14 protein-coding genes are annotated in these 13,092 nt (G+C 66.2%); 10 read left to right on the top strand and 4 right to left on the bottom strand.

Annotation, left to right across the window (positions count from 1 at the left end):
* The 9 genes from QZY06_RS06445 to QZY06_RS06405 form a co-directional block, all read left to right on the top strand.
* On the top strand, positions 1–1,249 hold a 1,249-nt coding region (locus QZY06_RS06445), incomplete at its 5' end, for a cytochrome P450 (RefSeq protein WP_295681804.1).
* A gap of 9 nt (positions 1,250–1,258) precedes the next feature.
* Entirely contained in the window at positions 1,259–1,444 is a 186-nt protein-coding gene (locus tag QZY06_RS06440) for a rubredoxin (protein ID WP_295681801.1), read from the top strand.
* 51 nt (positions 1,445–1,495) lie between these two features.
* Positions 1,496–1,909 carry a DUF4345 domain-containing protein gene (locus QZY06_RS06435; RefSeq protein ID WP_295681768.1) on the top strand — a complete coding sequence of 138 codons (414 nt, stop codon included), beginning with the start codon at positions 1,496–1,498 and terminating at the stop codon, positions 1,907–1,909.
* A gap of 144 nt (positions 1,910–2,053) precedes the next feature.
* Positions 2,054–3,265 (top strand): NHL repeat-containing protein, encoded by a 1,212-nt coding sequence (locus tag QZY06_RS06430; RefSeq protein WP_295681766.1) that lies wholly within the window; start codon positions 2,054–2,056, stop codon positions 3,263–3,265.
* A 26-nt stretch (positions 3,266–3,291) separates the two neighbouring features.
* A complete protein-coding gene (locus QZY06_RS06425) occupies positions 3,292–4,530 on the top strand; it encodes a hypothetical protein (protein ID WP_295681764.1) in 1,239 nt (412 codons plus the stop codon).
* Positions 4,530–5,042: a hypothetical protein gene (locus QZY06_RS06420; protein ID WP_295681763.1), complete on the top strand. Its 513-nt coding sequence runs from the start codon at positions 4,530–4,532 to the stop codon at positions 5,040–5,042. Before QZY06_RS06425 ends, QZY06_RS06420 begins: the two co-directional genes overlap by 1 nt.
* 82 nt (positions 5,043–5,124) lie before the next feature.
* Positions 5,125–5,712 carry an RNA polymerase sigma factor gene (locus QZY06_RS06415; RefSeq protein WP_295681761.1) on the top strand — a complete coding sequence of 196 codons (588 nt, stop codon included), beginning with the start codon at positions 5,125–5,127 and terminating at the stop codon, positions 5,710–5,712.
* On the top strand, positions 5,709–6,185 hold the full coding sequence (locus tag QZY06_RS06410; RefSeq protein ID WP_295681758.1) for a hypothetical protein: 477 nt from the start codon (positions 5,709–5,711) through the stop codon (positions 6,183–6,185). Before QZY06_RS06415 ends, QZY06_RS06410 begins: the two co-directional genes overlap by 4 nt.
* Positions 6,182–6,757: a periplasmic heavy metal sensor gene (locus QZY06_RS06405; protein ID WP_295681755.1), complete on the top strand. Its 576-nt coding sequence runs from the start codon at positions 6,182–6,184 to the stop codon at positions 6,755–6,757. The genes QZY06_RS06410 and QZY06_RS06405 overlap by 4 nt, the downstream gene beginning before the upstream one ends.
* Positions 6,758–6,769: 12 nt before the next feature.
* On the opposite strand, the gene QZY06_RS06400 is transcribed toward QZY06_RS06405, so the two are convergent.
* Together QZY06_RS06400 and QZY06_RS06395 are read right to left on the bottom strand one after the other, a co-directional pair.
* Positions 6,770–7,750 carry a fatty acid desaturase family protein gene (locus QZY06_RS06400; RefSeq protein ID WP_295681751.1) on the bottom strand — a complete coding sequence of 327 codons (981 nt, stop codon included), beginning with the start codon at positions 7,748–7,750 and terminating at the stop codon, positions 6,770–6,772.
* Complete coding sequence (locus QZY06_RS06395) at positions 7,747–8,541, bottom strand: crotonase/enoyl-CoA hydratase family protein (protein WP_295681748.1); 795 nt, start codon at positions 8,539–8,541, stop codon at positions 7,747–7,749. Before QZY06_RS06395 ends, QZY06_RS06400 begins: the two co-directional genes overlap by 4 nt.
* 85 nt (positions 8,542–8,626) lie before the next feature.
* Here QZY06_RS06395 and QZY06_RS06390 point away from each other — a divergent pair, with 85 nt between their 5' ends.
* Positions 8,627–9,418: a PaaX family transcriptional regulator C-terminal domain-containing protein gene (locus QZY06_RS06390; protein ID WP_295681745.1), complete on the top strand. Its 792-nt coding sequence runs from the start codon at positions 8,627–8,629 to the stop codon at positions 9,416–9,418.
* 7 nt (positions 9,419–9,425) lie between these two features.
* Here QZY06_RS06390 and QZY06_RS06385 read toward each other — a convergent pair whose 3' ends face one another.
* Complete coding sequence (locus tag QZY06_RS06385; protein WP_295681743.1) at positions 9,426–12,500, bottom strand: efflux RND transporter permease subunit; 3,075 nt, start codon at positions 12,498–12,500, stop codon at positions 9,426–9,428.
* On the bottom strand, positions 12,497–13,092 hold a 596-nt coding region (locus tag QZY06_RS06380; RefSeq protein WP_295681740.1), incomplete at its 5' end, for an HlyD family efflux transporter periplasmic adaptor subunit. The genes QZY06_RS06380 and QZY06_RS06385, both read right to left, overlap by 4 nt.

The following is a 13,092-nucleotide window of genomic DNA, read 5'->3' as shown; positions in this document are numbered from 1 at the left end:
CTTCGGCATCCGCGACGCGCCGCATGCGCTGTTCACGCGGCTGCGCAAGGACTATCCGCTGGCGATCGCCGAAGTGCCGGGCTATGACCCGCACTGGATCGTCACCAAGTACGACGACATCCGCGAGATCACCCGCCAGGACCACATCTTCCACAGCGCCGATCGCTCGAAGACGCTGGCCTCGAAGATCGCCGAGCAGCTGATGCGCCAGTACTCCGGCGGCCTGCCGACGATCTTCAAGACACTGGTGCACATGGATGATCCGGAGCATGCCGAGCATCGCGCCGTGACCCAGCCGCATTTCTATCCGCAGGCGATCGCCAAGGTCGAGCCGATGGTCCGTGACATGGCGCGCAGCTACATCGACGCGTTCCTGGCCAAGGGCCAGATGCATGGAAACTGCGCGGACTTCGCCACCGAACTGGCCTTCCCCTATCCGGCCGAAGTGGTGCTGACCCTGATCGGCGTGCCGAAACAGGATCACAAGAAGATGCTCGATCTGACCCACTGGCTGTTCTGCTACGCCGATCAGGACCTGTGCCGGCCCGGTGCCAACATCACCGACCCGGCCGAGATCATCAAGACCTGGGACATCGTCTACAACGAGTTCAAGGCCTATTACGAATCGATGATCGCCGAGCGCCAGCAATGCCCGGTCAACGATCTGACCTCGGCGATCGCCAACGGCAAGATCGGCGGCTGCCCGATGACCGAGCGCAACATGATCAGCTACCTGGTGATCGCCTCGACCGCCGGTCACGACACCACCTCGGCGACCACCGCCACCGGCATGTGGGTGCTCGCCGAGAACCCGGCGCTGCTGCAGCGGTTGAAGGCCGATCCGGCGCTGATTCCCGGCTTCGTCGAGGAAACCATCCGCTGGGCCAGCCCGGTGCAGCAGTTCATCCGCTCGGCCACCGAGGACTACACGCTGCGCGGCCAGCAGATCAAGAAGGGCGATCTGCTGTACCTGTCGTACATCTCCGGCAACCGCGATGAGGACGTGTTCAATGACCCGTTCACCTTCGATCCGGCGCGCTCGCCGAATCGCCATGTCGGCTTCGGCTACGGGCCGCACATCTGCCTGGGCCAGCATCTGGCCCGGCTGGAAATGAAGCTGCTGTGGGAGGAGCTGATTCCGCGGCTGGCGTCGGTGAGCATGGCCGGGGAGGGCCGGATGACCGAGTCCGAATTCGTTTCCGGGCCGAAATCGGTGCTGATCCGCTACACGCTCGAAACCAGCCACTGAGGACCCACGATGACTGCAACTACACAGCCGTACCGCAAGTTCCAGTGCGTGCTCTGTGGCGAGATCTACGACGAGGCGCTGGGCGTGCCGGAGTTCGATATCGCCCCGGGCACGCGCTGGGAAGACGTGCCCGAAGACTGGCTGTGCATGGCCTGCGGCGCGCCGAAATCGGAGTACGTGCTGCTCGAAGACTGAGTGGCGCATCATCCGTCCCGATCTGATCCTCACGCTGACTGGAGCAAGCTGATGAACGCTTTCCGCGTTGTCGTACGTGCACTCGCCGTGCTGGCGCTGCTCACCGGCGCAGTCGATGTGCTGATCGGCCTGCCCGGCCAGCAGAAGATCGGTGCGGCCCTGGCCGAGGGTTACAGCGATCCCTTGCTGAACAGCCAGCTGCGCTATCTCGGCGCCGTCTGGTTCGGCTTCGGCGTGCTGCTCTGGCATTGCCTGGGCGATTTGCCGAAGTACGCCAGCATCGTTCGCGGCGCGTTAATCATCGTGTTCATCGGCGGGCTGGGGCGTGTCGCCTCGGTGTTCCAGTTCGGCTTTCCGCCGTCCGACCTCGGCCGCAACTTCGTGATCCTCGCCACCGCGATCGAGATCGTCGGCATGCCCTTGCTGCTGCTGTGGATGAGGCGCTTGTTGCCGCGTCCGGCCTGAGGGCTTGAGGCGTTTCAAAAAAACTTCGCGAAACAGCGACGGAATCCCCGCGCAGCCCCGTTGAAGGTTCACAGGCCATTGCCAGCCCCATTGCCGGGCTGGGCTTTGGTCGTTCTCTCGTGAACCTTCATGGAGTTGCCCCTGATGCCTCTGCCTTCGCTGCGTCTGCTGGATCGTCGTCGTCCTTCGTCGTACCTGCGGCCGTTGCTGAGCGTGGTGCTCGGCGCCACCCTGGCCGCCTGCGGTGGCGGTGGCAGCAGCGGTGACGATATTGAATTGATCAGCGCCACCAACGTCATCGGCCAGGCCGATTACGTGTCGGGCAGTGCCAACCGCGGCACCAGCGTGTCGGCGCTCGGCCTGGCGCAGCCGCTCGGCGGCATCGCCACCAACGGCACCAACTTCTTCATCGCCGATTACGGCAATCACCGGGTGCTCGGCTACGCCAGCGTGCCCGGCCCGACGACGCCAGCGCTGTTCGTGCTCGGCCAGGATTCCTTCACCGGCAATCTGCCCGGCACCGGGCCGACCCGGCTGGCGCTGCCGGCCAGCGTGTCGCTGGTCGATGGCCGCCTGATCGTCGCCGATGCCGGCAACAATCGGGTGCTGATCTGGAACAGCCTGCCGGTGAGCAACACGGCACCCGACGTGGTCGTCGGCCAGGTCGATCTGAACACCGATGATCCCGGCACGGCGGCCGACAAGCTGTCGTTTCCGGTCGCGGCGACGATCGCCAACAACCGCCTGATCGTGTCCGATCAGAACAACAACCGGGTGCTGATCTGGAACACCGTGCCGACTGCCAACGGCACCCCGGCCGATGTCGTGCTCGGCCAGACCGATTTCACCGGCAGCAGCGCTCGCGACGAGGAAGACGGCCTGACCACGCCGGCCGGCATCTGGAGTGATGGCTTCCGCCTGCTGGTGGCTGACTCCGGCAACAATCGCGTGATGTTGTGGACGCAGCTGCCGCGCGTCAGCGGCACCGACGCCAGCTTCGTAATCGGCCAGAGCGATTTCTCGCGGATCACCGCGGGCGTTGGTCAGGGTGCACTGCGTACGCCGTCCGGTGTTGCCTCCGACGGCACCCGGATCTGGATTGCCGACTCCGGCAACAACCGCGTGCTCGAGTTCGATGCCTTCCCGATCGCCAGCAATGCGCAGGCCACCGACATCTACGGTCAGGATCGCACCAGCTTCACAAACCGCACGCCGAACGACGACGACCAGAACGCCGAAACCGACGATACGCCGAGCGCCCGCACGCTCTCGTCGCCGACCGGCGTCAGCGTCTTCGCCAACACGCTGTACGTGGTCGATCGCAACAACCATCGGGTTCTGGCGTTCCCTGGATAATGCGATCTCCGTATTCGAGGTGGCTGTTGGCGGTGTCCGCAGGCCTGCTGACGGCCTGCGGCGGCGCATCGCTCGATGTCGGCACCGGTACCGGGCCGACCGGGCTGTACATCGCCTATGGCGTGCGCAGCAGCGCGTTCGAGATTCCCGAATGCCTGGCAACGCAGGCGACGGCGGTGCTGCAGTTCGGCGGTGATGAATCGAGCAATGGCGATTTCACCACCCGCGTGGTCTGGCACTCGAACGCGCCGGATGTTCTCTACGTGGCCGACGGTATCCATACCGGACCGGACGGCATCCTGCTGGCGGCGGGCACCCTGGTCGGCCTGAAGCCTGGGCAGGCGCAGCTGTCGGCGACCTTCTCATCGTTCACCGCCACCGCCAGCGTCGAGGTGCGTGCACTGGCCGGCGCTCGTATCGATCCGCAGTTGACCGACATCAGCGAACGTCTGGCCCAGCCGTTTCATCTGCTGCTGCGGCCTACCGTCGAAAGCCCCGAGCAGGATGAAACCAGCTCGGTGGCCTGGTCGTTCGTGCAGCCGACGGCGAGTGCATCCGTCGAGTCGACCACCGGCATCGTCACTGCGAACTCGGCGAGCAGCGAGGCCATCGCGCTGCGGGCCCGGCTGCTCGGCTGTGGCCGCGAATACGATCTGCCGCTGCGGGTATCGACGCCGCGCAATCTGAGAGTCGATTACGAACAGGGCAGCGAGCTGCGCCTGCCGGTGGGCTACAGCGAAGCCTTGACCGTCTATGCCGAGTTCGCGACCGAAGGCAGCGTGCCGCAGAACCTCAGCACCGTCGTCAAGATCGACGATCTGGATGATGATCGTCTGAGCATCACCCCCGGTATCGATTCGCTGTACGTGCAAGCGCTGGAGGCGGCGACCGCCGACACCGGCTTCACCCTGCGGCTGCCGGATGGCAGCCTGAGCATCGCCAGCAAGCGCTGGCAGACCACCGATGCCGAGTTGCTGAGCTTCACCTTGAGCCCGGATACGCTGAACGTGATCTATCCGGCCACCGGCCAGTTCACCGCCGTCGGCCTGTTCGATGACGGCGTCAGCAGGCCGGTGAACCGGAACGTGGTCTGGAGCTCTGAAGACACCTCGGTGGTGTTGGCCACGGGTCTGGTCGACGAGGCCGGCAAGGTCACCGTACCGAATGGCGAAGTGACCACCACGGTCACCGCGACGATCGCTGCAGCCGTCGACGACGCCAGCGAGTTCGCGGTGCTGCGCGGTTATCCGGCCGGGACCAAGTGATGCGCGCCACGATCGTCCTGCTGCTGAGCTTGCTGCTGCTGGGCGGCTGCCAGCGTCACGTCAGCCTGGATTTGTCGTTGTCCGTGCAGGGCAGTCTTGCCGACGGCCGTGTGCTGGTGCAGCCGGTGGCGGTCGAACTGCTCGACCCTTATGGCCGGCTGCACCGGCTGAAACTGCGCGATCCGGAGCAGATCGATCTGTCCGCGCCGAAGGCGCAGAACGCGCCCGTGAACCTGCCGTTGCGCGGACGATTGCAGCCGGGTCACTACGTTGGCCTGCGGCTGGTGTTTGCCGACAGCGCCTGGCTGGAATCTGCGAACGGCTCGCGCCAGCCGCTGAAGGTCGATGCTCGCGGACCGTTCGTGCCGCTCGATGTCCAGCTGTCCGCGCATGACCGGCAGCGGTTGACGGCGCAGATCGATCTGCCGGCCTCGGTGCCGCAGCAGGGCGTGTTTCATCAGCGCCTGAGCTTCCTGCCGGCGCTGAGCGTGTCGTCCGTCGGCAGTCGATGATCCGACGATGGCGAACTATGCCATCGGTTTCGCGGTCTGCACGGAGTGGCCCGAGGGTCGGTCCACAGTCCAGTCCGCACCGATGATGGCTCTGTTATCGCCCCCTGCCTTTGATGATGCAGATCTCGCGGACGTCGTCCTGGCCGGTGCCGGCGATCGTCTGGCGTTCGCGCGCATCGTCGGCCGCAACATCGATGCGCTGATCCGCTTCGCCGAGCGCATGCTCGGCAGCCGCGCCGAAGCCGAAGACGTGGTTCAGGACGTGTTCCTGCGCGCCTGGAAGCAGACCGCCAACTGGCGCAGTGGCGAAGCCCGGTTCTCGACCTGGCTGCACCGGGTGGCGATGAGCCGCTGCATCGACCGCGTCCGGGGCCGCCGCGAGACTTCGCTGGACGATATGTCGCTGCTGGTCTCGTCGGATCCGCCGCCGGATCACGGCCTGCATCAGCAATCCGTGGCACAGCGCGTGCAGCTGGCGCTGGCCGGACTCGCCGAACGACAGCGGGCGGCGGTTATCCTGTGTCACTACGAGGAGATGACCAACATCGAAGCCGCAGCCACATTGGAGATTTCCGTCGATGCGCTGGAATCGCTGCTGGCGCGCGGCCGCCGCGCACTGCGGGCGGCCCTGTTGCCGGAGCGTCAGGCGCTGATCGGAGATCTCACATGAGCGCCTTGATGAGCCTGGAACGATTTGCAGTCATCGTCGACGCCTACGGTGCCGATCCACGCCGCTGGCCGGCCGCCGAGCGCGACGCTGCGCAGGCCTTCGCCGCGGCTGATGCACAAGCCGCCGTGTTGCTCGCCGAAGCGCTGGCGCTCGATGCCGGTCTCGATGCGCTGCCGATCCCCGAACCGGCCAGCGCGGCTCTGCGCCGTGCCGCGATGCCGCTGCCGGTGACGGCCCGCAGCTCACGTTGGCAGGAACTGCTGGCCCTGCTCGGCGGCTGGCGTCTGGCACTGCCGGCGATGGCCGTGTCGCTGATCGTCGGGATCAACGTCGGCTCGCGTGCCAACCTCGGCAGCTGGACTGCGGACGCTGCCACTCGCACTGAAACGGCGAGCGCCTCGGGCAGCAACACGCTGGCCGCGCCCGGCTTTGCCGAATCCCTGATGCTTGATCTGGAGAGCAGTACGCCATGACCCCTGCCCTGAACGGCGAGCCGCCGCGCAAGCGCAGCAACTGGCTGATTGCCTCGGTCGCCCTGAACCTGTTCCTGCTCGGCGGCATAGCCGGCGCCTTGATCCTCGGTCCGCCGCCGGGGCAGTTCGGTGCGCGCGGCTTCCCGCCGGAAGGCTTCGGCCCGGGCCGGATGCTGTCACCCGCCGGCCGCGAACAACTGCACAAGCTGCATCAGGAAGACCGGGAAACGCTGCGGCCGCAGCTCGAGGCGCTGCACGCCGCGCGGCTGGCGATGACCAGCGCCTTTGGCTCCGAGCCTTTCGATCGCGCGGCTTTCGACGTCGCGTTGCGGCAGATGCAGGCGGCGGAGCAAGGCCTGTCCGCGGCGATGAGCGAACGGGTGATCAGGCTGGCGAAAGCGCTGTCGCCCGACGATCGCAAGGCGTTCGCGAAATCGATGAGCCGGCTGCCGATGGGCCCGCCCGGCATGGCCGGTGGCGGACCGCCCGGCATGGGCGGCGGCGAGTTCAGGCCGCGTGGGCCGATGTCGCCTGACGACGCACCGGATATGCCGCCGCCACCACGCGACTGAGGCCCGCGGTCCCTAGGGCCGAACCGCCGTCGCCCGCCTCAGCACATCGATCATGCCGCTGGCCTGATTGGCCGGCGGAATCACGCCGTCGCGGATCAGCACCGCATGCAGCTTCGGCAGGTTCCAGTGCGGTGCCGACGGCATCAGATGATGCTCGAGGTGGTAGTGCTCGTGATGCGGCGCGAACAGCAGCTTCTCGAGCCAGTTCGCCGAAGTGCTGCGCGCGTGCAGCAGCGGATCGGTGGAATCCGGATCGTGCACGGCGGCGTGATCGGCAAGCACGCGGATGCGCATGGTCAGCGGAAAGGGGATGACGAAGGCCAGCACCCAAAGCGCATACAGCCAGCCGTGGCCGAGCGCATACAGCGGCGCCCAGATCGCGAATTGCCAGGCGATCGACACCGCGCCGCCGTTGGCAATGAAGCGCTTGAAGTAGTCAGCGAAGCCTTGCGGCTGCTCGTAGGCCAGCTTCTCGACGATGCCGTTCTGCTGGAACTTCCAGTAGCCCGAACTCATGCCGATGATGCCGATCAGGAACTTGATGCCGCTCTGCCCGGACAGATCGCGCAACAGCTTGCGGCGCAGATTCGCGCGCGACACCGGATAGCGATCGACCATCACCCGATCCGGATCGTCCGGCGTGCCGGCCAGCCGGTGATGGGCCATGTGGTAGGCGCGGTACATCGGCATGTTGTTGAAGTTCGGCAACGCGCACAGGTACTGCCCGATCCAGTCGTTGAGCTTGGCGTTCGCGAATAGCGAGCGGTGCGCGGTCTCGTGGGTGAGGATCGCCAGGCCGACATGGACGCCGCAGAGCATCAGGGTCGAGGCCAGCCAGCTCAGCGGATGCGGCCAGATGATGCTAATGGCGAACGCGGCGATCAGCAGGCCGTAATCCTTGGCGACCGACATCGCGCCGCGCCAGTTCGAGCGCGCCTTGAACTGCTCGCGCAGTGCGGGATCGAGCACATAGCTTCGGGTGGCGGTGTTCATTGCGAAGTCTCGTTGCTGAAGCTGCCGTGGCGGCCGCTGCCAGCGCTGAAGCGCGCGGCACCGGCCAGGGTTTCGCCAGAGCGCAGCGTTGCCAGACCAAAGCCGAACTCTTGCGTCAGCGCATCAGCCTCGCTCAATTCGCTTTGGGCCAATGCGCTGCTGCGATCGCCGCGCATACAGGCTTGCGGAAACGCGGCGATCTGCAAGGCCAGCGCTTCGGCGGCGGCTAGCGCGGTGCCGGTCGGCACGACGCGATTGGCCAGGCCGATCGCCAGCGCTTCATCGGCAGCCACGGCTCGGCCGGTGAGGATCAGATCGAGCGCCCGGCTCTGGCCGATCAGCCGCGGCAGGCGCACGGTGCCGCCATCGATCAGCGGCACCCCGAAGCGCCGGCAGAACACGCCGAACACGGCAGTCTCGGCAGCCACCCGCAGATCGCACCAGATCGCCAGTTCGAGCCCGCCAGCAACGGCATGACCTTCGACAGCGGCGATCACCGGCTTCGACAAGCGCATGCGGGTCGGGCCCATCGGACCGTCACCGTCGGCGATGATTTGATTCGCCCGCGCTGGATCGCCCGAAGCCACTGCCTTCAGATCGGCACCGGCGCAGAAATGGCCGCCGGCGCCGGTGAGGATCGCGACACTCAAGGCATCGTCGGCATCGAAGGCGCGGAAGGCTTCGGCGAGCGCGTCGGCGGTTGGCCGGTCGACGCAGTTGCGCACTTCCGACCGATCGATGGTGACGATCAGCAACGGCGGGCGACGTTCGAGGTGGACGGTGGTTTTCATGTCGTTACAAAATAAATCGTGAAACGACAATATCTGTAATGATTGGCTTCTGCAATCCTTGCCACCGCTCGTCACCCTTTCAGCGATGAAACTCAGCGCCAAGACCTTGATCCTCGACCTGCTGCTGGCGACCGAAGGCGAGCCGCTGTCGGCGCGCGAGGCGATCAGTTCCTGCGCGCTGTTCGGCATCCGCGAGAACAATGTCCGCGTCGTGCTGCTGCGGTTGTCCGCCGAAGGCCTGATCGAAGCGACCGATCGCGGCGTCTACCGGCTTTGCGGCGCGGCCCACGAACTGGCCGACGAAGTGGCGACCTGGCGCACCGCCGAAGCGCGCACCCGGCCATGGAGCGGCGGCTGGCTGGTGGTGCACAGCGGGCCGCTGGCGCGCAGCGATCGCGCGCGGCTCAAAGCCAGGCAGCGGGCGCTGGACATGCTCGGCTTCCGCGAACTCGATCCTGGCCTGTGGCTGCGTCCGGACAATATCGAGGCAGGTGTCGATGCCGTCCGTGCGCGGCTGGTCAAGCTGGGGCTGGAAGCCAGCGCTGGCGTCTTCGTCGCCAGCCAGTTCGATGCTGCGCGCGAGAAGCGCATCGCCAGGTTATGGGACGGCAAGGCGCTGAATACGAGCTACGCAAAGCTGCGACGCGAGCTGGAAAGCTGGATGCAGCGCGCAGCGAAACTCGAACCGGAGGTCGCCGCCCGTGAATCGCTGCTGATGGGCCGTCACGCGATCCGTCAGATCGTGTTCGATCCGCTGCTGCCGGCGCCGATGGTCGATGTCGACGCGCGCCACGCCTTCGTCGAAACCGTGCGCGCCTATGACCGCGCCGGCCAGGCGATCTGGCGGCAAGTGCGTTGCCTGCCGGCGCGCGCCTGAACAACGATCAGGCGCGTGCTGGCAGGCCTGCGGTCACGGGCTCGGCCGGCTCGATGACTGGCGGCAGCAAGCGGTACATCACCGGCGTCACCAGGCGGCCGATCAGGGTCGAGCTGACCAGGCCGCCGATGATCACCCAGGCCAGCGGCGAGTAAAGCCCCGAGCCCTGCAGCGCCAGCGGCAGCAGGCCGCCGATCGCGGTCAGCGATGTCAGCAGGATCGGCAGGAAGCGCACTTCGCCGGCCTGCTCGATCGCGCGGTTGAGTTCCATGCCTTCGCGGCGCAACTGGTTGGTGAAATCGACCAGCAGGATCGAGTTCTTGATCTCGATACCGATCAGGGCGATGAAGCCGATGATCGCCGAGAAGCTCATCGAATAGCCGCTCAGAAACAGCGCCACCAGGCCGCCCATGACGCCGAGCGGAATCACCGTAGCGACGATCAGGGTCGACTTGAAGCTGCCGAATTCGAGCACCAGCACGGCGAGGATGCCGAACACGGTGATGGTGATCGCGGCCCCGAAGCCGGCGAAGCTTTCGGCGCGGCTTTCGGCTTCGCCGGAGACGTCATAGCGATAGCCGGCCGGCCAGGTGTAGGCATCGAGCTTGGCGATCACGGCCTTGGTCAGCGCATCGGTGTTGTAGCCAGTGCCGGAGTAGGCCGACACGGTCACCGACCGGGCGCGGTCATAGCGTTCGATGCCGGCCGGCGATTCGACCAGCTTCAGTTCGGCAAGCTGGGCCAGCGGCACCTGCGTGCCGTTGACGGTGCCGACATGCAGACCATCGAGCGTGTCGAGCCGGCTGCGGCCCTGCATCGGCGCACGCAGCACCACCGGGTAGTTGTCACCGCTGTCGGTACGGAAATCGCCAGCCGGCAGACCGGCTACCGCGAGACGCAGGCTTTGATCGAGATCGATTGGCCGCACGCCAAGCAGACCGGCGCGCTGCGGATCGACGGCCAGTTCCAGATCAAGCCTTGTACGGCGCAGCGGGTTGATGACGTCGCGGGTGCCGGGCACCGAGGCAATGATCGCTTCGACTTCGCCGGCGAGATGACGCAGCTCGGCCAGCGCCGGCCCGACGATACGGATCGCGATCGGGGCGGCGATCGGCGGGCCGTTCTCGAACTCCTTGAGCACGATCTCGGCGCCGGGAATCGCGGCGAACTTGGTTCGTAGCCGATCGTAGATCGCCGTGGTCCGGCGCTCGTCGTAGCGCGTCAGTTCGACGAACACTTCGGCGTAGTTCGCAGCCAGTTCCTTCTGGAACACGTTGTAGTAGATCTGCGGATTACCGCGGCCGAGATTGGCCATGGTCTTGGCGACGTCCGGCTCGGCGCGCAGCTCGGCTTCGACCTGCTTCAGCACTCGGTCGCTGGCGTTCAGGCTGGCGCCGTCGGGCAAGGTGATCTGCACCAGAAACTGCGGCGTGCCGGCTTTCGGGAACAGCGAGAAACCGATAGCCGGCACCAGCGCCAGGCTGACGACGAACAGCAGGCCGGCAGCCAGCGCCGTGCGTTTCGGCGCGGCGAGGGCGCGATGCAGCAGCGGCGCGTAGACGCTGCGGATCAGCTTCAAGGTGGCGCGCAGGAAGGCATTGCCATCTTCGTGCTGATGCACTGGCAGCAGCCGCGAAGCGAGGAACGGAATGATCGTCAGCGACACCAGCAGCGAGGCCAGCACCGTGAACACCACGGCCACCGGTAGCGAGCGGATGAACTTGCCGGCGTTCTCCGGCAGCATCAGCAGCGGCAGGAAGGCGAACAGCAGCGTCGCGGTGCAGCCGATCACCGCCAGCGAAATCTGCTTGGTTGCCTGGATCGCCGCATCACGCCGCGAATAGCCCATGCGCAGGAAGCGGGCGATGTTTTCGGTGACCACGATCGAGTCGTCGACCAAGAGCCCCAATGCCACGACGAAGCCGGCGATCGACAGCTGATTGATCGAGAAGCCGGCGAACTGCAGCGCCGCGACACCAGTGGCCAAGGACAGCGGAATCGAGATCATCACCACGCCGGCCGCGCGCAGGCCGAGCGGCAGCAGGGTGATCGCGACCAGAGCAATTGCAAGGGCGAAATCCAGCGTCAGCCGCGACAGCCGGCGATCGACGTTCTTCGATTGATCGAAGGCGCGTTCGAGCTTCACATCGGCCGGCAAGGTCGGTGCGAACTCGGCAATCACCTGCTCGATCTTTTCCTGGGTGACGAAGATGTTCTGCGCGTCCTTCTGGTTCGCAGTGACCCAGATCGCGCGCTTGCCGTTGTAGCGCGCGGTGTACTCCAGCGATTCGTAATCCCAGTCGACCTTGGCGACATCGCCGACGGTGATCAGCCGGCCCGGGCTGCCGCCGATGACGGTGTTGCGCACTTCATCGAGCGAGCGATAGCTGCCGCTGGTCTGCAGGTTGAAGCGCCGCCCGGCCACTTCGACCGGGCCGCCGGGCAGGTTGGTGTTTTCGCCGGAGACCGCTGAAAGCACATCGGCTGCGCGCAGCTTCAGTTCGGCGAGGCGACGGAAGTCGAGCGCCACTCTCAGCTCGCGTTCGGGATAAGCCCAGGTCTTCGCTTCGCGCACCGCGGCGACGGTTTCCAGCCGGTCTTCGAGTGCTTCGGCGAGATCGGCCAGGCGGCCGTAGCTCGCGGTATCGGAGACCAGCGCGATCTGCACGATGTTGACCAGGCCGGGGTTGATCTTCTTGACCTCCAGCCGGGTCACGCCGGCTGGCAGCTTCGGTCGCAGGCTGGCGATTTCGCGCGTGACTTCGTCGTACTTCTTGGCGACATCGACGTCGCTCTGGAACTCGACCTGAACCACCGACAGTGAATCATCGGCGCTGGCGAACAGATGCTTGACGTCGTCGATCTCGTTCAGCGCGTCCTCGATCGGTTCGGTGACCTGGCGTTCCATTTCCAGCGGATCGGCGCCGGGATAGATGGCGACCACCGAGAACGCCGAGATCGGAAAGTACGGATCTTCAGTGCGCGGAATACTGCGCAGGCTGCTGATGCCGAGTGCGGCCAGCAGGCCGAACATCACCAGCGTGAACGGGAAGTTCTTGACCGAGAACTCGGACAGGCTCATGGCGCCGCGATCTCGTCCGCAGCTACCCGCACGGTTTCGCCATCACGCAGATAAGCCGCGCCATCGGTGATCACCTGGGTGCCGGCCGGCAAGGCTTCGCTGAGCGCTACCTCGGTACCGCTGACGAAAGCGACGCTGCGCTCGGCGGCTTTCACCGTCGACGTTGCCGGATCGAACAGATACAGCCGCGCTTTCGCCTGATCGCCTTCGACCAGCGCTTCGATCGGCAGATAGCTGCGCGTGCTCGCGGTGCTACTCGCCGGCACGATGCGGGCGCGGCCGATCAGGCCGCTGAACGCCGGCAGTTCGGCGCCCGAGGTATCGACCGCCAGTTCGCAGCGATAGGTGCCGGTGCGCGGATCGCTGGCGCGGGCGATTTCCTGCACCTTGGCCGGGAAGCGGCGGCCCGGCAGGGCGTCGAAGCTGACTTCCGCGCCATCGCCGACTTTCACGCGCAGCGCATCGCGATCGGCCAGGCCGACTTCGAGCACGGTGCCGCTGCCGCTGGCCGACAACACCAGCACCGGCGCGCCCGGCTGCACCAGTTCGCGCGGCTCGGCGAGCCGGGCCAGCACGCGGCCATCGCTGGGCG

It is taken from the genome of uncultured Nevskia sp., assembly GCF_903885465.1.
Lineage (GTDB): Bacteria > Pseudomonadota > Gammaproteobacteria > Nevskiales > Nevskiaceae > Nevskia.
This window is presented reverse-complemented; position numbering and strand designations above follow the sequence as displayed.

Bases quoted from the DNA above. Each gene is read 5' to 3' on its own strand.
- QZY06_RS06440 (WP_295681801.1), top strand. From the start codon at position 1,259: ATGACTGCAACTACACAGCCGTACCGCAAGTTCCAGTGCGTGCTCTGT.
- QZY06_RS06435 (WP_295681768.1), top strand. From the start codon at position 1,496: ATGAACGCTTTCCGCGTTGTCGTACGTGCACTCGCCGTGCTGGCGCTG.
- QZY06_RS06430 (WP_295681766.1), top strand. From the start codon at position 2,054: ATGCCTCTGCCTTCGCTGCGTCTGCTGGATCGTCGTCGTCCTTCGTCG.
- QZY06_RS06420 (WP_295681763.1), top strand. From the start codon at position 4,530: ATGCGCGCCACGATCGTCCTGCTGCTGAGCTTGCTGCTGCTGGGCGGC.
- QZY06_RS06415 (WP_295681761.1), top strand. From the start codon at position 5,125: ATGATGGCTCTGTTATCGCCCCCTGCCTTTGATGATGCAGATCTCGCG.
- QZY06_RS06410 (WP_295681758.1), top strand. From the start codon at position 5,709: ATGAGCGCCTTGATGAGCCTGGAACGATTTGCAGTCATCGTCGACGCC.
- QZY06_RS06405 (WP_295681755.1), top strand. From the start codon at position 6,182: ATGACCCCTGCCCTGAACGGCGAGCCGCCGCGCAAGCGCAGCAACTGG.
- QZY06_RS06400 (WP_295681751.1), bottom strand. From the start codon at position 7,750: ATGAACACCGCCACCCGAAGCTATGTGCTCGATCCCGCACTGCGCGAG.
- QZY06_RS06395 (WP_295681748.1), bottom strand. From the start codon at position 8,541: ATGAAAACCACCGTCCACCTCGAACGTCGCCCGCCGTTGCTGATCGTC.
- QZY06_RS06390 (WP_295681745.1), top strand. From the start codon at position 8,627: ATGAAACTCAGCGCCAAGACCTTGATCCTCGACCTGCTGCTGGCGACC.
- QZY06_RS06385 (WP_295681743.1), bottom strand. From the start codon at position 12,500: ATGAGCCTGTCCGAGTTCTCGGTCAAGAACTTCCCGTTCACGCTGGTG.